The sequence below is a fragment of the Alphaproteobacteria bacterium genome (assembly GCA_040216735.1).
Taxonomy (GTDB): Bacteria; Pseudomonadota; Alphaproteobacteria; order SHVP01; family SHVP01; genus CALJDF01.
Genome location: JAVJOO010000002.1, coordinates 97,243 through 114,534 on the forward strand (window position 1 = coordinate 97,243; position 17,292 = coordinate 114,534).

The 17,292-nt window shown below is 65.2% G+C and carries 17 protein-coding genes; 12 read left to right on the plus strand and 5 right to left on the minus strand.

Annotation, left to right across the window (positions count from 1 at the left end; genetic code table 11):
* The first annotated feature begins 43 nt into the window (after positions 1-43).
* From RID42_01600 to RID42_01610, 3 genes are read left to right on the plus strand one after another with little or no spacing between them, the layout of a single operon-like run.
* Positions 44-622: a YqaA family protein gene (locus RID42_01600; protein MEQ8246353.1), complete on the plus strand. Its 579-nt coding sequence runs from the start codon at positions 44-46 to the stop codon at positions 620-622.
* 4 nt (positions 623-626) lie between these two features.
* Complete coding sequence (locus RID42_01605; GenBank protein ID MEQ8246354.1) at positions 627-1,142, plus strand: disulfide bond formation protein B; 516 nt, start codon at positions 627-629, stop codon at positions 1,140-1,142.
* A 10-nt stretch (positions 1,143-1,152) separates the two neighbouring features.
* Complete coding sequence (locus RID42_01610) at positions 1,153-1,728, plus strand: demethoxyubiquinone hydroxylase family protein (protein ID MEQ8246355.1); 576 nt, start codon at positions 1,153-1,155, stop codon at positions 1,726-1,728.
* A 63-nt stretch (positions 1,729-1,791) separates the two neighbouring features.
* Here RID42_01610 and RID42_01615 read toward each other — a convergent pair whose 3' ends face one another.
* Together RID42_01615 and RID42_01620 are read right to left on the minus strand one after the other, a co-directional pair.
* A complete protein-coding gene (locus tag RID42_01615) occupies positions 1,792-2,343 on the minus strand; it encodes an HNH endonuclease (protein ID MEQ8246356.1) in 552 nt (183 codons plus the stop codon).
* 106 nt (positions 2,344-2,449) lie between these two features.
* Positions 2,450-4,306 (minus strand): adenylate/guanylate cyclase domain-containing protein, encoded by a 1,857-nt coding sequence (locus tag RID42_01620; protein ID MEQ8246357.1) that lies wholly within the window; start codon positions 4,304-4,306, stop codon positions 2,450-2,452.
* Between the two features lie 171 nt (positions 4,307-4,477).
* Between RID42_01620 and gluQRS the strand changes: the two genes are divergently transcribed.
* Positions 4,478-5,323, plus strand: a complete 846-nt coding sequence (gene gluQRS, locus RID42_01625; protein ID MEQ8246358.1) for a tRNA glutamyl-Q(34) synthetase GluQRS — start codon at positions 4,478-4,480, stop codon at positions 5,321-5,323.
* Between the two features lie 5 nt (positions 5,324-5,328).
* On the opposite strand, the gene RID42_01630 is transcribed toward gluQRS, so the two are convergent.
* Both RID42_01630 and RID42_01635 read right to left on the minus strand, forming a co-directional pair.
* Positions 5,329-6,534: a multidrug effflux MFS transporter gene (locus RID42_01630; protein ID MEQ8246359.1), complete on the minus strand. Its 1,206-nt coding sequence runs from the start codon at positions 6,532-6,534 to the stop codon at positions 5,329-5,331.
* A 16-nt stretch (positions 6,535-6,550) separates the two neighbouring features.
* On the minus strand, positions 6,551-7,771 hold the full coding sequence (locus RID42_01635; GenBank protein MEQ8246360.1) for a multidrug effflux MFS transporter: 1,221 nt from the start codon (positions 7,769-7,771) through the stop codon (positions 6,551-6,553).
* 225 nt (positions 7,772-7,996) lie between these two features.
* Here RID42_01635 and RID42_01640 point away from each other — a divergent pair, with 225 nt between their 5' ends.
* The 8 genes from RID42_01640 (at position 7,997) to RID42_01675 (ending at position 16,925) form a co-directional block, all read left to right on the plus strand.
* Entirely contained in the window at positions 7,997-8,188 is a 192-nt protein-coding gene (locus RID42_01640; protein MEQ8246361.1) for a twin transmembrane helix small protein, read from the plus strand.
* Positions 8,189-8,205: 17 nt separating this feature from the next.
* The gene (locus RID42_01645) at positions 8,206-8,766 is read left to right on the plus strand and encodes a cob(I)yrinic acid a,c-diamide adenosyltransferase (protein ID MEQ8246362.1); all 561 of its coding nucleotides are present in this window, start codon (positions 8,206-8,208) and stop codon (positions 8,764-8,766) included.
* A gap of 157 nt (positions 8,767-8,923) precedes the next feature.
* Positions 8,924-9,673, plus strand: a complete 750-nt coding sequence (locus RID42_01650; protein ID MEQ8246363.1) for an electron transfer flavoprotein subunit beta/FixA family protein — start codon at positions 8,924-8,926, stop codon at positions 9,671-9,673.
* A complete protein-coding gene (locus RID42_01655) occupies positions 9,673-10,614 on the plus strand; it encodes an FAD-binding protein (protein MEQ8246364.1) in 942 nt (313 codons plus the stop codon). Before RID42_01650 ends, RID42_01655 begins: the two co-directional genes overlap by 1 nt.
* Before the next feature lie 39 nt (positions 10,615-10,653).
* The gene (locus tag RID42_01660; protein MEQ8246365.1) at positions 10,654-11,532 is read left to right on the plus strand and encodes a 3-hydroxybutyryl-CoA dehydrogenase; all 879 of its coding nucleotides are present in this window, start codon (positions 10,654-10,656) and stop codon (positions 11,530-11,532) included.
* Positions 11,533-11,633: 101 nt separating this feature from the next.
* Positions 11,634-13,046, plus strand: coding sequence for an argininosuccinate lyase (argH, locus tag RID42_01665; protein ID MEQ8246366.1), 1,413 nt, complete (start codon positions 11,634-11,636; stop codon positions 13,044-13,046).
* A gap of 132 nt (positions 13,047-13,178) precedes the next feature.
* Entirely contained in the window at positions 13,179-14,444 is a 1,266-nt protein-coding gene (gene lysA, locus RID42_01670; protein MEQ8246367.1) for a diaminopimelate decarboxylase, read from the plus strand.
* 21 nt (positions 14,445-14,465) lie between these two features.
* Complete coding sequence (locus tag RID42_01675; protein ID MEQ8246368.1) at positions 14,466-16,925, plus strand: TIGR02302 family protein; 2,460 nt, start codon at positions 14,466-14,468, stop codon at positions 16,923-16,925.
* On the opposite strand, the gene RID42_01680 is transcribed toward RID42_01675, so the two are convergent.
* The gene (locus RID42_01680; protein ID MEQ8246369.1) at positions 16,922-17,287 is read right to left on the minus strand and encodes a response regulator; all 366 of its coding nucleotides are present in this window, start codon (positions 17,285-17,287) and stop codon (positions 16,922-16,924) included. The two genes, RID42_01675 and RID42_01680, sit on opposite strands and share 4 nt — an antisense overlap.
* Between the last annotated feature and the right edge of the window lie 5 nt (positions 17,288-17,292).

Consider the following 17,292-nt stretch of genomic DNA (forward strand, 5'->3'; position numbering starts at 1 on the left):
CGCCGCCATTGCCCCCCACCCGTCCGCCTGCTACACCGCGTCGATGTTGAGACGCCTGTACGATTGGGTCATGCGGCTGGCCGCCCACCGGCGCGCGGTGCCGGCACTGGCGGCGGTGTCGTTCGCGGAAAGTTCGTTCTTCCCGATTCCGCCCGACGTCATGCTGATCCCCATGATCGTCGCCAACCGTGCCAAAGCGTGGTGGATCGCCACCGTATGTACGGTGTCATCGGTCCTAGGTGGAATTGCCGGCTACGCCATCGGGTTTTTCCTGTTCGAGGCGGTCGGCCAGCGGGTCGTCGATTTCTACGGTTATGGCCATCAATTCGAGGTGTTCCAGGGCTGGTACACCGAATACGGCCTGTTGATCGTCTTTATCGCAGGCATCACGCCGTTGCCCTACAAGGTTTTCACCATCGCGTCGGGCGTCGCCGGCCTGCCGCTCGGAACGTTCATCCTGGGTTCGGTGGTGTCACGCGGGTTGCGCTTCTTTATCGAGGCCGCGCTCCTGTGGTGGATCGGCGAACCGATCCGCGCCTTTGTCGAAAAGAACCTGCAATGGGTCACCGCATTGTTCGTCGTGCTTCTGGTGGGCGGGTTCGTGGCCCTCAAGCTGGTGTAATGCGGTGACGGCGGTTTCGCCCGCCCGCGCAGCCTGGCTTGTGATCGCGGCCTGCGCGGCGACGCTGGGGGGTGCCCTCCTGTTCCAATACGTCGGCGGCCTTTATCCTTGCGCGCTGTGTTTCGCCCAGCGCTGGCCCTACTACTTCGCCATCGGCTTCGCCGTTCTCGCCCTCAGCCTATCCAATGATCCGGGCGCGCAGCGGACCGTGAGCGCCCTGTTCGTCCTGATCGCGCTGGTTTTTGTCGGCGGTGCCGTTTTGGCTGGGTACCATGTCGGGGTCGAACAGCAATGGTGGCCCGGCACCAATGCCTGCGGCGGCGGCCTCAATGCGCGCGGCCTCTCAATGGAGGAATTGCGCACGCGCCTGCTGGATCAACCCATCGTGCGCTGCGACCGGCCCGCCTGGACCCTGTTCGGGATTTCCCTGGCGGGTTTCAACGTGGCGATTTCGCTGGGCCTCGCCGGGCTAAGCGCGGTCCTGGCCCGTGCCGTGGCGCACCGGCCCGCGGCGGCCTAGACTAGGGCCGATGCACGACGATCTGCCACCCCCCAACAAGACCACCGGCGAAACCCGCCTGCCGGGCGACCCCACCGTCGCCGAGATGATCGCGCGCATCGTGCGCGTCGATCAGGCCGGTGAGTACGGCGCCAAACGAATCTACGAAGGACAACTCGCGGTACTGGGCAAAACGCCTGCGGGCGAGACGATCCGCCACATGGCCGACCAGGAAGCCACGCACCTGCGCGATTTCGACGCCATGCTCAACGACCGCCGGGTGCGCCCGACTGCCCTGCAACCGCTCTGGCACCTCGCTGGCTTCGCACTTGGCGCCGGGACCGCGCTGATGGGAGAACGCGTCGCGATGGCCTGCACAGTCGCGGTCGAGGAAGCCATCGACGAACACTATGCCGCGCAAGCCGCGTACCTCGGCGAAGACGAGAAAGACCTGCGCGACCTGATCGTCGCCGCCCGCGCCGACGAGATCGACCACCGCGACACCGCGATCGAGGCCGGCGCCGAACGCGCCGCCCTCTACGAGCCGATGCGCCGCGCCATCAAGTCCGGTACCAAACTCGCGATCTGGCTCAGCGAACGGGTTTAGGTGCCCTCGCCTGACCACCAGGGCAGGCTGCGTGTTAGGGACCAAAACAAACTAGGCCTCGGCCTAGGGTTCCAGTTCGGAATCCCAGTAGAGAAAGTCGTGCCAGCTATCGTGCAGATAGTTCGGCGGAAAGGCGCGGCCGTTTTTTTGCAGATCGCTCACCGTCGGCCGGTGCGGGCGCTGGCGGGGGTGCATCGCGCATTCGTCTTCGAGCTTGCCGCCCTTGGCGAGGTTGCAGGGCGAGCAGGCCGCCACAACGTTGTCCCACGTCGTTCGGCCGCCGCGCGAGCGGGGGATCAAATGATCGAACGTCAGGTCGTTCGAGGTGCCGCAATATTGGCAACTGAACCGATCGCGTAGGAACACATTGAACCGGGTAAAGGCCGGATGACGCGCCGGCGGCACGTAATGCTTCAACGCCACCACGCTGGGAACTTTGAGGCTCAGCGTCGGCGAGTGCACCGCGCGGTCGTAGACCGACACGATGTCGACCCGGTCCATGAAAACCGCCTTGACCGATTCTTGCCAAGGCCACAGGGACAGGGGGAAGTAACTCAACGGCCGGTAATCGGCGTTGAGGACGAGGGACTGACAGGACTCAAGAGCAGGTGTCACTGGGCTCCCCAATTGCACGAAATCAAAATGCAACCTGGGCATAACAACATCTTGTGGCCTGCATATTGTCAAGCGGTTGCCGTTTTGTGACGGCGCCGCGGCGGGCTCAGACCAAGCGATAGACCTCGACCGCGCCCTCCCGGCCGCGCAAGGTCCAGGCCCCGACTGGCTTGCGCGCAATGTCGTCGCCGAGCTGCCCCGCCGTCGCGGCGCTCAGCAGCGCGACCACTTCGGCATCGGGCGCGACGTCTTTGCACAATTGCTCTAGGCGCGAGCCGATGTTCACCGCATCGCCGACGATGGTGTAATTGATCCGGCCCGGCGCCCCGATGTTGCCGACGACAACTTCACCCGAATGCACCCCGATCCGAACCCGGATCGGCGGCAATCCGCGCGCGGCGCGGTCGCGGTTGCGCGCGCGGATGCGCTCGGCCATCGCGACGACGGCGCGCGCCGCACGCCGGGCGTGGTCGGGCTGGCGGTGCGGGGCGCCCCAGAACGCCATGACTGAATCGCCGATATACTTGTCGATAGTGCCGTCCTCGGCTTCGACCGCAGCACTGACGTCGCTGAAATGATCGTTCAGGAGGGCCGCGACTTCTTCGGCGTCCATCGCTTCGGATTGCGCGGTGAAGCCGGCGATATCGGTGAAGATCACCGTTACCTCGCGGGTTAGCGACTTCAGCCCCCCGGTCTTGTCCTGTTCTTCGAGCAGGCGTTTGACCAATCGGCGGGGAACGTAGTTCTGAAACCAACGTAACCCGTTGACCATACTGTTGAACGCACGCGCCTGGTCGTCGAGTTCCCTAATCCGCGACGCGGGCAGATCGCTCACGGCGTCGAGGCGAAGGTCCGAAATCGTATTGGCTGCCGCGGCAATCCGCTTGATTGGCCGGGCAATCCGTCGCCCGATCACAATCGACGCGATCAACGACAGGACCAGGACCGCCACGCCTGCGACCGCCGCCATGATCAATCGTTGGATTTCAGCTGCGAAGCTGGCGGCGGGAAGATACAGACCGACGTACCACGGCGTATCACCCAGGTCGTCGACCTGACGGTACGAATAGAGATAGCGGGCACCTTCCACCACCTGGGAATGGCCGACCGTCGCCGCCACCGCGGCGCGCGGGCCGCCGAGACGGATGACATCCTCCGGACCACTGCCGCCGCCCCAGATCGCCGCGAGGACCGGGTCGTTGACATCTTCGAGCCTGGGCAGCAATCGGTCGACGCCCTGACGGTTGCCGCGCAGGCCGCGCATGAAGCCATCGGTGAGCGCCGGGTGGGCAAGAACATGCTGGGGTCCGTACAGGATGAACGCCTCGCTACCATTCCCCATCGCCAGGGTCTGGACGAACTGCGACAGCCGCGACACCGACACGACGGCGACCAGCAATCCGAGGTATTCGCCGTCGCGCTGGACCGGCATCCGCAAGTTGATGAACGTCGCGTTGAAATCGTCGGGCGCCGGGATCAATTCGCCCCAAAAGACCCCGCTTTTGTCGGCGTACTCCTGGGCGGCGCGCTGGGCCAACGGCAGGGCCGAAAGATCGCTCATGCTCGGCACGGGTTGACCGCCTTGGCGCGTTACGTTGAGCACTTTCATGTCGTTGTAGATGAATCCGACGCCAAAAACCTGCGGCGCCCCCGCCAACGCACCGGTCAGCAGGTCGGTCATTCGCGCGGTGTCCGTATAGTCCATCTCGGGGGACAGGATCCGGTCATGTAGGAACCGCACCTGCGCGGTCGCTGGCGAGAGTTCTTGCCGCACCCGCAGCAGCAAATTCGAAATCGTATCTGTCGCGCGGGCTTCGAGCAGCGCGAAGGTGTTGCGCTGCGCCGAGGTCAGGCCTAGGACGAGAACGCTCAGGACGCCGACAAACACCAAACTGCTGATCGCGGCCGCGAGGGTGACGGTGATGGAATAGGTGCGCCGTCCGCGCCCGTTGGTTTCGCTCATCCGGCTCTTCGATCCTTAGTGTTGCGCCACAACACTATTCTAACGCGGCAAACCGCGCGCCCCTCGTATTGTTCGGTGCCAAACACACGGACGTGACCCCGCCGATCCGGCGCTCGCGCACTCCTTATCCGGCGCTCGCGCGCCATCGAACGCAGCGGCATACTGTGCGCGATGATCGCGCCCACGCGGACCCGCTTTGCCCCCAGCCCAACTGGGTACTTGCACCTCGGCCACGCCTTCGCTGCCTTGACGGCAGCCGCGGCCGCGCACCGGTTGGGCGGCGTCATGCTGCTGCGGATCGAAGACATCGACCCAAGCCGGTGCCGCCCCGAATTCGAGACCGCGATCGTCGAGGATTTGCGGTGGCTCGGGCTGCACTGGCCCGAACCTGTGCGCCGCCAGTCCGACCATATCGACGACTATGCCGCGGCCCTGGCTGCGCTCGACGCGGGGGGACTGATCTATCCCTGCTTCTGTACCCGTGCCGATATTCGTCGCGAAATCGCTGCCAGCCCGGCCGCGCCGCATGGACCCGACGGGCCGGTCTATCCCGGCACCTGCCGCGGCCTGGACCCCAATACAGCCGCCGCGCGCCGCGCCGCCGGGGCGCCCTTCGCTTTGCGCTTGGATGTCGCCAAGGCCCGCGCCACCGCCAGCCCGAACCTTTGGTTCGAGGACGACTCCCGCGGCCGCATAACCGCGCACCCGGAAAAGTTCGGCGACGTCGTGGTTGCCCGCAAGGACGCCCCGACCAGCTATCACCTCGCGGTGACGGTCGACGACCATCTCCAAGGCATTACGTTGGTCACCCGCGGCGAAGACCTATTGGAGGCGACCCACATCCACCGGCTGTTGCAGGATCTGCTCGGCTACGCGCCGCCGCGCTACGCCCATCACCGGCTGTTGACCGACGATTCGGGCGCCCGCTATGCCAAACGCGACGGCGCGGTGACCCTGCGCGCGTTGCGCGCGGCAGGGGAAACGCCGGAAGCCATCCGGGCCCGCCTCCAACGCTAGAGGCGCTACTCGCCGACCGGCGCCGATGCGCCGAATCGCCGGGTCAAAACCAACGCGACCATGGTCAGGACACCCATCGCGCCGACGACCATCGCCATCGGCATTTGATCGCTCCCCGATGGCAACACGCCGACCACAACCACGGCAACCGAGGCCACGAGCATGGTGATAAAGCCATTCAACGAAGACGCGGCCCCGGCTTGGCGCGTCGCGACGCTGACCGCGCTTTGCGCCGCGCTCGGGAACACGTTGGATAATCCGAAGGCCACGACCGACATCGGCCCGACCATCGCCAAGATGGTCAGGAAGCCGGCCAGCGCGAGCCCCACCATCGCCATCGCCCCTGCAAATACCAAGACCGAGCCGAACAGGATCATCCGCTCGGCGCCAAGCCGCACCGTGTAGCGCGTGGCAAAGGCCGCGCCCCCAAGGTTGAAGAACGTCGGGATCAGCGAATACCAGCCGTAAAGGTCCGGCGGCACGCCCAACAGTTCGATGAACACGAACGGGGCCGAGGCGATATAAACGAAGATGGTCGCCATCGCGAAACCCGCCGTGAGCGTGTGACCGACGAAGGCCCTGGAGCGCAGCAGACGCGGATAGACCATCAGCATGGTGAGGATGCTGCCGCCGACGCCCCGATCGCTCCCCGGCCGCGTCTCCTTGAGCAATACGACGAACAACACCAGCACCAGACCGCCGACGCCGGTCAGCACCCAGAAGATCGATTCCCAGCCGAAGGCCACCTGGAGATACCCGCCCAGCACCGGCGCGAAGGCCGGTGCGACGCCCATCACCATCGCAACGAAAGCCATCAAGCGCGCGCCCTCGTCGCGGTCGAACAGATCGCGCATGATCGCCCGCGCCAGCACCGGCCCGGCGCATCCGCCGAAGGCCTGAACGGCGCGCGCCACGATCAGCATTTCGATCGACGTCGATAGGGCTGACATCGCGCTGCCTAGAACGTAGATCGCTAGGCCCGCGAGGATCGCCGGGCGCCTGCCGTAGCGGTCCGAGAGCGGGCCATAGACCAGTTGCCCGAACGAGAAGGCCACCAAATAGGTGCTGAAGGTGAGCTGCACCTCGCCCGGCGTCGCGCCGAAATGGGCGGCGATCGCGGGCATTGCCGGGGTGTAGATGCCGATGGTGCTGTAGGCGACGGTCATCAAACAGACCATCAGGAAGATCAACAGCGGTACGCGTTCTTGCACGGTGTCGGTCCCGCCGCTATTCGCCGGGGGTGTGAACGGGGCTGCGCTTGCGCCCGGGGCCGCCGACCATCGCGACTGCGAAGGCCACGATCATGGTCACCGATACGATCCAGATCATCGGCATCGGCGTGCCGTCGGCGAGCAGGCCGACAACCGTGATCGCCACCGCTGCCGTGACCATTTGAATGAATCCGTAGAGCGCCGCGGCGGCGCCCGCGATCTGCGGAAACACGCTGATCGAGCCGGCCAAGGTACTCGGGAACAAGATCGCCATGCCGAAGGCCATGAAAGCAAGCGGGCCGAACAGGCTCCAAATATTCACCACACCGGCGATGCCAAGGGCCAAGAAGATCACCGCGCCGATCATCACCAGGGTCACCCCAAGCGGCACCATGCGGTCGACCCCGACCCGATCGGCGATCCGGCTGGTGACCCACGACCCCACCATGTAACCGCCGATTCCGGAAACCGAGAACCAGCCATAGGCGGAGGGCGAATATCCCAGAACCTCGATGACCGCGAAGGGGGCGCCGACTTGGAACGCGAACATCGCCCCGAACACCAACGAGCCGACGCCGACGAAGCTCCAATAGACCGGTGAGCGCAGTAGGACGCCGTAGTTGGTGATCAAGGTGATCGGGCGCTGCGCGGCGTTGGCCTCGCGGTGCTTGTTGGTCTCAGGCATTTTCAGCGCGGCCACGAACACCGCCAGCGTGAACACCAGGACCGCGGCGAACGACGCGCGCCAATCAAACCATTCTTCGAGATAGCCGCCCAAGACCGGCGCGAAGGCCGGCGCCAGCCCCATCGCCAGGGCGATGTAGGCCATCACCTTGGCTGTTTCTTCGCGCGAATACATGTCGCGCATGATTGCCCGCGCCACCACCGGGCCCGAACAGGCGCCGAGCGCCTGTAACCCGCGCCCGACGATCAACAGGTCGATCGATCGGTACACGCTGGGCAAGACGATGAGCAGAATCGTGGTCACCACGAAAATGATGAGCCCGCCCAACAACACCGGGCGCCGCCCAAAGCGATCCGACAACGGTCCGTAAATCAACTGGCCCACGGCAAACGCGGCCATGTAGATGCTGATCGTCATCTGCACGCTGCCAGCGTCGGTGCCGAAATAATCGACCATCGACGGCAACGACGGCGCGTAGATGTTTGTCGAAATGTGGCCGGTCGCGATCAAGCCGGTAAGAAAGGCGATAATAAGCGCGGGATGCCATGTCATGAGCGCTTAGAATGTCCTTTCTGAACCGGCCGCGTTGGAGGGTGGCCTCAGCCGGTAGCGCGGCGGGGACGCCACGTTCGAGCATGGCGGGAGAATCATTGTAGAACGCCGGACCGGCGCGGTATACGCACAGGAACGTCGGCCTTATGTTGTACGGACATGCGTGGTATGACCCCGAAGCATGTTCGGCCCGCGAGGCAGCGGGCCCCAACCGGATAGCGCCCCATGAGTACGGTTTTTTTCGTTCTGTTCGCGATCAGTCTCGCCGCCGTGGTCCTGTCGCTGTTCGCCGGCCTCCTGACGATGGCGCGGCCGGGCGAGGCGAACCGCCGCCGCAGCAACCTGTTGATGCGCGCGCGCCTGATCAGCCAAGGCAGCGTTGTGCTGTTCTTCGTTCTCTTTCTTCTCACCAAATAGCCAGCCCGTAGCCCGCCATGGTCAAACTGACGCGCATCTATACCCGGGGCGGCGACAAGGGGGAGACCTCGCTGGTCAGCGGCGACCGCGTGCCAAAGCACGACCTGCGCGTTGCCGCCTTCGGCACGGTCGATGAAACCAATGCCGTGATCGGATTGGTCCGGCTGCACACGACGGGCGACGCCGATGCCCTGTTGGGGCGCATCCAGGACGATTTGTTCGACCTCGGCGCCGATCTCGGCAATCCCTCCGAAGATATGTCGGACGCGAGCCTGCGCATCGTCGCCGCCCAGGTGACCCGCCTGGAACAGGAAATCGACGCGATGAACGCCGACCTGTCGCCGCTGACCTCGTTCGTCCTGCCGGGCGGGACGCCGGCTGCGGCCTACCTGCACCAGGCCCGCACGGTGTGCCGCCGTGCCGAACGCCTCGCCACCGAGCTTGCTGCCGTGGCGCCGATCAATCCCGAGGCCGTGCGCTATCTCAATCGTTTATCGGACTTATTTTTCGTTGCCGCCCGCTATCTCAACGACAAAGGGGCCGGCGATATTCTGTGGCGGCCCGGGGCAAACCGGTAAATTTGGCACAAATCCGCGCGTCACGGACCCGTCATATGATTGACTTCGCACATGCAAAATGCCTACGCTGCGCCGCACACAATGACAGGCCGGTCTTGACCCCAGCCCGGCACGGATACCGATCCAGGGTCAACATAAAAGAGGGAGCGAACCGACGATGAAAGTGCTCGTCGCGGTCAAGCGCGTCGTTGACTACAACGTCAAGATCCGCGTGAAGTCCGATAAATCCGGCGTCGAACTCGCCAACGTCAAAATGTCGATGAATCCGTTCGACGAAATTGCCGTCGAAGAGGCCGTCCGGCTGAAAGAAGCCAACAAGGCCGAGGAGATCGTCGCTGTTTCCATGGGCCCGCAACAGGCGCAGGAAACCATCCGCACGGCGCTGGCGATGGGCGCCGATCGCGGCATCCTGGTCAAGACCGACGCCGAACTGCAGCCGCTGGCCGTGGCCAAGCTGCTCAAGGCGATCGCCGATGCCGAAAAGCCCGACCTGATCATTCTGGGCAAGCAGGCGATCGACGACGACAGCAACCAGACCGGTCAAATGCTGGCGGCACTGCTGGGTTGGGCGCAGGGCACCTTTGCCTCCGAAATCGTGCTTGAGGGCGACAGCGCCAAGGTCACCCGCGAAGTCGACGGCGGCCTTGAGACCGTCTCGCTCAAAATGCCGATCGTGGTCACCACGGACCTGCGTTTGAACGAGCCACGCTATGCGTCGCTGCCCAACATCATGAAGGCCAAGAAAAAGCCGATCGACGAAAAAAGCCCCGACGACTACGGCGTCGACGTCGCCCCGCGTCTCAAGACTCTGAAGGTCGAGGAGCCGCCCAAGCGCGAAGCCGGCATCAAGGTCGAGTCGGTCGCCGAACTGGTCAACAAACTCCGCAACGAGGCAAAGGTAATCTGATGTCCGTACTTGTCCTCGCCGAACACGACAACAATTCGGTCAAGCCGGCAACGCTGAGTGCCGTCACCGCCGCCATCGCCCTCGACGCCGACGTTCATGTGTTGGTTGCCGGCCAGGATTGCGCCGCCGCCGCGGACGCCGCCGCCAAGATCGCTGGCGTCACCAAGGTGTTGAAGGCCGACGGGCCCGCCTACGGGCATGCGCTGGCCGAAACCTTGGCCCCGCTCCTGGTCGGTCTCGCCACAAACTACGCCGCCGTGCTGGCCCCGGCCACGACCAACGGTAAGAACGTCATGCCGCGGGTCGCGGCGTTGCTCGATGTCGCACAGATCTCCGACATTGTGGCGGTCGAATCGGCGGATACCTTTATCCGCCCGATCTACGCCGGTAATGCGATGGCAACCGTTCAATCGAGCGATTCGGTCAAGATCATCACCGTCCGCGCGACCGGCTTCGATGCCGCGGCGGCCGAAGGCGGAAGCGCCGCGGTCGAAGACGTCGCGGCGGCGGACGATCCCGGCCTGTCGAGCTTCGTCGGCCAGGAACTCTCCAAGTCCGAACGGCCCGAACTGACCAGCGCCCGCGTCATCATTTCCGGCGGTCGCGGCATGCAGAACGGCGAGAACTTCGCGATGCTGGAAAAGGTCGCGGACTTGCTTGGCGCCGCCGTCGGCGCCAGCCGCGCCGCGGTCGACGCCGGCTTTGTGCCCAACGACTATCAGGTCGGGCAAACCGGCAAGATCGTCGCCCCCGACCTCTACGTCGCGGTCGGCATTTCCGGCGCGATCCAGCATTTGGCCGGGATGAAGGACAGCAAAGTCATCGTCGCGATCAACAAGGACGAGGAAGCGCCGATCTTCCAGGTCGCCGACTACGGCATCGTGGGCGATCTGTTCAAGCTCGTCCCCGAGCTCGAAGAAGAACTCAAAAAAGCGAGCTGAACGATGAACGCGCCCGTCACGATCAAGAGCGAGACCACCATGGTCGACATCAAGGAAATCGGCATTATCGGCGCAGGCCAAATGGGCAGCGGTATCGCCCATGTGGCGTCGCTGGCGGGCTATGCGGTCAAACTGATCGACATCGACCAAAAGCAACTGGACAAGGCGCTCGCCACGATCAAGCGCAACATGGACCGGCAGGTCAACCGCGAGAAAATCGCGTCGGGCGACCGCGACGCCGCGATCGCCCGCATTGCGACCGGCACCGACTACGGCCCCTTGAAGAACGCCGACCTTGTGATCGAGGCCGCGACCGAAAGCGAAGAGACAAAGCGCAAGATATTCCAGGCGCTGTGTCCGGCGATTCGGCCCGACGCGTTGATCGCGACCAACACATCGTCGATCTCGATCACCCGGCTCGCATCGACCACCGACCGGCCGCACAAGTTCATCGGCCTGCACTTCATGAACCCCGTGCCGGTGATGGAGTTGGTCGAACTGATCCGCGGCATCGCGACCGACGTGCCGACCTTCGAGGCGGTCAAGGCGGTGGCCATCGCGCTCGGGAAGACTCCCGCGGTATCCGAAGATTTCCCGGCGTTTATCGTCAACCGGATCCTGCTGCCGATGGTCAACGAAGCGATCTACACCCTCTATGAGGGCGTGGGCTCGGTCGAAGCCATCGACACAAGCATGAAGCTCGGCGCGAACCATCCGATGGGGCCGCTCGAACTCGCCGACTTTATCGGTTTGGATACCTGCCTCGCGATCATGCAGGTACTGTACGAGGGCCTCGCCGATTCGAAATACCGCCCCTGCCCGTTGCTGGTGAAATACGTCGAGGCCGGCTGGCTCGGCAAGAAAAGCGGGCGCGGCTTCTACGATTACTCGGGCGACACCCCCGTCCCCACCCGCTAGCGCTCCCCCAAGGCCCTGAATTGCCGGTGGGCGCGCGCCTTGCGCCCTAGCCGCGCCAACTCGCGCGCCTGTATGATGACCGCGAACCAACGAGCCCGACGATGACCGCAAAGACGCCAAAGAAAGCCGATTCCGCGAACGCCCTTTGGGGCGGACGGTTCGCTGCGGGCCCCTCGGCGATCATGGCGCGGATCAATGCGTCGATCGATGTCGACCGGCGGCTCTATAAGCAAGACATCGCTGGCTCGCGGGCGCACTGCCGAATGCTGGTCGATGCCGGGATCATCCCGGCCGCCGACGGCACCGCCATCCTGGGCGGCCTCGACACCATCGAAGGCGAAATCGACGCGGGCACCTTCACGTTCAGCGCGGCGCTCGAAGACATCCATATGAACGTCGAGGCCCGCCTCAAGGCCTTGATCGGCGAACCTGCTGGGCGCCTCCATACCGCACGCTCGCGCAACGACCAGGTTGCCACGGATTTCCGGCTGTGGGTGCGCGATGCGATCGACGGGCTCGACGCAGGGCTGGCCGACTTGCAGCATAGCTTGCTTGCCCGTGCCGATGAGCATGCCGAAACCATCATGCCGGGCTTTACCCATCTGCAAACCGCCCAGCCGGTAACCTTCGGCCACCATCTGTTGGCGTATGCGGAAATGATCGACCGCGACCGCGGCCGGTTGCGCGACGCCCGGGCGCGGCTCAACGAATCACCCTTGGGGGCGGGCGCGCTCGCGGGCACGTCGTTCCCGATCGACCGGCACCGGACCGCCACGGCGCTCGGGTTCGACCGGCCGGCGGCGAATTCGCTCGACGCCGTGTCCGACCGGGATTTCGCCATCGAGTTCCTCGCCGCCTGTTCGCTGGCCGCCGTGCACCTGTCGCGCCTTGCTGAAGAAATCGTTATTTGGATGAGCGCACCGTTCCGCTTCGTCACGCTGTCGGATGCGTTCTCCACCGGCTCCTCGATGATGCCGCAAAAACGCAATCCCGATGCTGCCGAACTCGTGCGCGGCAAAAGCGGTCGCGTTATCGGCGACTTGACCGCTCTATTGGTCACGCTGAAGGGACTGCCCCTGACCTATTTCAAGGACATGCAAGAAGACAAGGAACCTGTCTTCGATGCCTACGATTCGTTGGAACTGTCCGTCGCCGCGATGAGCGGCATGGTGCGCGACCTGAGCGTCCATGCCCCGGCAATGCGGGCCGCCGCCGCGCAGGGCTTTTCGACCGCGACCGATCTTGCCGATTGGCTCGTGCGCGAAGCTGGCGTGCCGTTCCGCGACGCCCACGAAATTGCCGGCCGCGCGGTACGGACAGCCGAGGCCAAGGGCTGCCCCGATCTGGCCGGGCTGACACTGGACGACCTGCGCGCGATCGATCCGCGCTTCGAGGCCGGTGTGTTGGACGTTCTGTCGGTCGAGTCCTCGGTCGCCAGCCGCAACAGCTATGGCGGCACCGCGCCCACCCGTGTGCGCGAACAAATCGCGGCATTCCGCGCACGGTTGGCGTGATCCGTCTCCTCATCGTCTTTGTGATCGCCGCCGCGCTCGGCGCGGGGATGTCGTCGTGCGGCAAAAAGGGCGACCTGCAACCGCCCCCGGACAAAAAAGAACAGCGGCGCTCCTGAGCGCGGAGGATCTTTCGTGGATCATTTCACCTACAAGAACGGTGTTCTGAACGCCGAAGACGTGCCGTTGCCGGAGCTCGCCGCTGCCGTCGGCACGCCGTTCTACTGCTATTCCACCGCGACCTTGCAGCGCCACTACCGGGTCTTCGCCGAAGCGCTCAAGGGGCTCGACGCGCAAATATTCTATGCCGTCAAAGCCAACGACAACCTCGCCGTCATCCGCACTCTGGCCGACGCGGGCGCCGGCGCCGACGTAGTCTCGGGCGGCGAGATACGAAAGGTCCGCGCCGCCGGCATCCCGCCCGAACGGATCGTGTTCTCCGGCGTCGGCAAGACGCGCGAGGAAATGGCCTACGCGCTCGATACCGGCATTCTCCAATTCAACGTCGAATCCGAACCTGAACTTGAGGCCCTGAGCGAGGTCGCAAGCGCGCGCAACGCGACCGTCGATATCGCGATCCGAATCAATCCCGATGTCGACGCCGGGACCCACAAAAAGATCTCCACCGGCCGCAAGGACAACAAGTTCGGCATTCCCTGGCCCGAAGCCCGCGCCGTCTTCGCCGCGGCAGCCGAAAAGCCCGGACTCGCCGTTCGCGGCGTCGCGATTCACATCGGCTCGCAATTGACGCAGCTCGCGCCGTTCGAAGCGGCGTTCAGAATCGCGGCCGACGCCGTCCGCCAGTTGCGCAGTGACGGCCATGCGATCGAGCGGCTCGACCTCGGCGGCGGCCTGGGCGTGCCCTACGGGATCGCCGATCCGCCCACCCCGGCCGACTACGGTGCGATGGTCAAGCGGGTAACCGCCGGCCTGGGCTGCACCTTGATGTTCGAGCCGGGCCGGCTGATCGTCGCCAATGCGGGCATTTTGGTGACCCGCGTGATTTACGTGAAGCGCACCCCGCACAAGGTCTTCGTCATCACCGATGCGGCGATGAACGATTTGATCCGCCCGACGCTGTACGGCGCCCACCATGCGGTCGCGCCGGTCCTCGAAGTCCGTGCCCAGGGCGCCTTGGAGACCGTCGATATTGTCGGGCCGGTCTGCGAAACCGGCGACGTTTTAGCGGAAAACCGGGAAATGGCCGCACCGCTCGCGGACGATTTACTCGTTCTGCGCTCGGCCGGGGCCTATGGTGCCGTGATGGCCTCGACCTATAATGCGCGGCCACTTGTGCCTGAGGTCATGGTCAAGGGAACGGCCCATGCGGTTGTCAGGAAGCGTCAGACCTACGAAGAGCTTCTGGCCGCCAACGCCCTTCCGGATTGGCTGTCGCCTTAGGGTTCCGTTCCGGGGAGTTCGATGACCGCCGAAGCGCCCGACCCTCAGACACCCCACCCCATGCCGCCGACCGTCGGCTGGCGCTTGGTCGTCGCCCTTGCGGCCCTGCTGTGGGAAAGGGTGTGGCCCAGCCTGTGGCCGGCCCTCGCCATCGCCCTGATCTACGTAGCGCTGTCGCTGTTCGATGTTTGGGCGGTGACGCCGGGGTGGCTCCACCTCGGCCTCATGGCTGCCTTCGCCGCCGCGATTGCGAGTGCCCTCGGATACGGCCTGTGGCGTGTCGCGCTGCCCCGGGCCGGCCAGGCAAAACGCCGGCTCGAACAGGAAAGCGGCCTGCGCCACCGACCGCTGACGACCATCGACGATCGCCTCGCCACCGGTTCCGGCGATGCCGCCTCGGCGGCGCTGTGGGCGGAACACACCCGGCGTACACGCCGCAGCCTCGATCGTCTGCAGGTCGGATGGCCCCGGGCCGGGCTGGCACGCGCTGCAGACCCCTGGGGCTTGCGCATTATCGTGGCGTTGATCGTCGTCACCGCCTTTGCCGCAGCCGGGGACGACGCCCCGCGCCGCATGGCACTTGCCTTCCAGCCGGACTTCGCCGGCGTTGGCGGCGCGGGTGGGGTCACAATTGACGCATGGATCGCACCGCCCGATTACACCGGCCAGCCGCCGATCTTTCTGCAACAGACCGCCGCGGGCGATGCCCAAACCATCGACGTGCCGACCGGGAGCGTGTTGTTCGCGCGGATCCACGGCGGACGCGGCTTGCCGCAACTGCGTATCGACGACTCGCAAACCGCCTTTACCGTCGTCGACAAATCGAACTTCGAGGTCGAGTACCCGCTGACCGACGGCGCGACGATCCGCTTCGAGCAACGCGACCGCGCCATCGCCCAGTGGTCGATCGCCATCGTGCCCGACCGCATACCGGCGATCCGCTACACCGAGGAACCGGTCGCGACGGTGCGCCAAGCGCTGCGGCTCGATTTCGCGGCCAACGACGACTACGGGGTGGCCCGCGCCCAGGCCCATATTCGCCGCGCCGATAGCGACGACACTATGGCGCTCGATCTGCCGCTGCCCCAGCGCGACCGTACCGATATCGCCGAAACCAGTTTCCACGACCTGACGCCGCACCCTTGGGCCGGCCTGCCGGTCATCATCCATCTCGAAGCGGTCGATCAGGCCGAGCAAAGCGGTGTCAGTTCGGAGATCGAGCTGATCCTGCCCGAGCGCGACTTCAAACATCCCGTCGCCAAGGAAATCGTCGAGCAGCGCCGGGTCCTGGCGCTTGCCCCCGACCGGCGCGAGCGGGTCGCCGACAGCCTCAGCCGGCTTTCCGCGCGTCCCGGCGCCTACTACGAGGACACCACCGCCTTCCTCGCCCTGCGCAGCGCGGTATGGCGCTTGCGCAACGTCGCGCCGTCGACCGAGAGCGACGACGAGATCAGCGCCCTACTGTGGCAAACCGCACTCCGGATCGAGGACGGCACCCTGTCGCTGGCCGAACAGGAATTGCGCGCCGCCCAAGACCGCCTGATGGAAGCGCTGGCCGATCCCAACGCAACCGATGCCGAGATCAACCAGCGCATGCAGGAGGTGCGCGATGCGCTGGAGAAATTCCTTCAAGCCTTGGCCGAACGCGCGCTTCAAAACCAGCAAGCCGGCGACAACCAGGAAATCCCGCCTGGCCAAGCCCTCGAACAGGATCAGCTACAGCAATTGCTCGATCAGGCCCAGCGCCTGAGCGAAACCGGGGCCCGCGACGCCGCGCGGGATCTGCTGTCGCAACTTCGCGAATTGCTCGAGTCCCTGCGCGACGGCCGTGTCGCCCAGATGCCCGACGGCAGCAGCCAGGGCGAGGAAATGCTGCGCGACCTGAACGACCTCTTGCGGATGCAGCAGGAACTTCTCGACCGTACCTACCAGGAATCCCAGCGCGGCCAACGCGGCCAACAGCAGCCGGGTCAGGACGGCCAGCAGCCCGGCGAAGGCGACCAACAATCGCTTGCCGAGCGGCAGGAAGAACTGCGCCGCAGGCTCGGCGAAATGATGCGCCGCCTCGGCGAACAAGGTGCCGATATTCCGGGCGCGTTGGGCCGCGCGGAACGCTCGATGGACAACGCCCGCGGCCAGCTCGAAGCCCGCCGCCCCGGCGACGCGGTCGATCCGATGACCGATGCGCTCGATCAACTTCGCCAGGGTGCAAACTCGGTGATCCGCGAAATGCTAGAAGCCCTCGGCACCGATCCCGGATTGGACGACGGGCCCAACCCCTTTACCCGCGCCGGTCGCGACCCCTTCGGTCGACCGCAAAACGGCTTCGGCATTTTGGACGACAGCCGCGTCGAAATACCGACCGAGTTCGACATCCAACAGGCCCGCGAAATCCTGCGCGAACTATACCGGCGTTCGGGCGACCGCCGCCGTCCGCAATTCGAACTGGATTACCTCGACCGGTTGCTGCGTCGCTTCTAGAGCTCGGGCGGCAGGTGGCGGTCGATCACCGCGCCAAGCTCGTCCGGCGTGAGCGGTTTCGCCACCACCTCGGCGACGATCTTCTCCAACCCGCGCGCGCGGTCGCGCTCCGCGGCAAATCCCGTAATCAGCACGATCTTGATATTGGGGTGTTCCAGCGACGCCTGGAGCGCGAGCGAAATACCATCGAGCACCGGCATCCGGATATCGGCCAGCACGAGATCGTAGGGCGCAAGGTCGAGCGCACGGGCAGCTTCGGCACCGTCGGCCGCGAGCGTGACCCGGTGGCCGCGTCCGGCCACCACGCGGCGGATGAATTCGGCAACGATCGGATCGTCGTCGGCCACCAACACCCGGCCCATCGCGG

Bases quoted from the DNA above. Each gene is read 5' to 3' on its own strand.
- RID42_01600 (MEQ8246353.1), top strand. From the start codon at position 44: ATGTTGAGACGCCTGTACGATTGGGTCATGCGGCTGGCCGCCCACCGG.
- RID42_01610 (MEQ8246355.1), top strand. From the start codon at position 1,153: ATGCACGACGATCTGCCACCCCCCAACAAGACCACCGGCGAAACCCGC.
- RID42_01620 (MEQ8246357.1), bottom strand. From the start codon at position 4,306: ATGAGCGAAACCAACGGGCGCGGACGGCGCACCTATTCCATCACCGTC.
- gluQRS (MEQ8246358.1), top strand. From the start codon at position 4,478: ATGATCGCGCCCACGCGGACCCGCTTTGCCCCCAGCCCAACTGGGTAC.
- RID42_01635 (MEQ8246360.1), bottom strand. From the start codon at position 7,771: ATGACATGGCATCCCGCGCTTATTATCGCCTTTCTTACCGGCTTGATC.
- RID42_01640 (MEQ8246361.1), top strand. From the start codon at position 7,997: ATGAGTACGGTTTTTTTCGTTCTGTTCGCGATCAGTCTCGCCGCCGTG.
- RID42_01645 (MEQ8246362.1), top strand. From the start codon at position 8,206: ATGGTCAAACTGACGCGCATCTATACCCGGGGCGGCGACAAGGGGGAG.
- RID42_01650 (MEQ8246363.1), top strand. From the start codon at position 8,924: ATGAAAGTGCTCGTCGCGGTCAAGCGCGTCGTTGACTACAACGTCAAG.
- RID42_01655 (MEQ8246364.1), top strand. From the start codon at position 9,673: ATGTCCGTACTTGTCCTCGCCGAACACGACAACAATTCGGTCAAGCCG.
- RID42_01660 (MEQ8246365.1), top strand. From the start codon at position 10,654: ATGGTCGACATCAAGGAAATCGGCATTATCGGCGCAGGCCAAATGGGC.
- argH (MEQ8246366.1), top strand. From the start codon at position 11,634: ATGACCGCAAAGACGCCAAAGAAAGCCGATTCCGCGAACGCCCTTTGG.
- RID42_01675 (MEQ8246368.1), top strand. From the start codon at position 14,466: ATGACCGCCGAAGCGCCCGACCCTCAGACACCCCACCCCATGCCGCCG.
- RID42_01680 (MEQ8246369.1), bottom strand. From the start codon at position 17,287: ATGGGCCGGGTGTTGGTGGCCGACGACGATCCGATCGTTGCCGAATTC.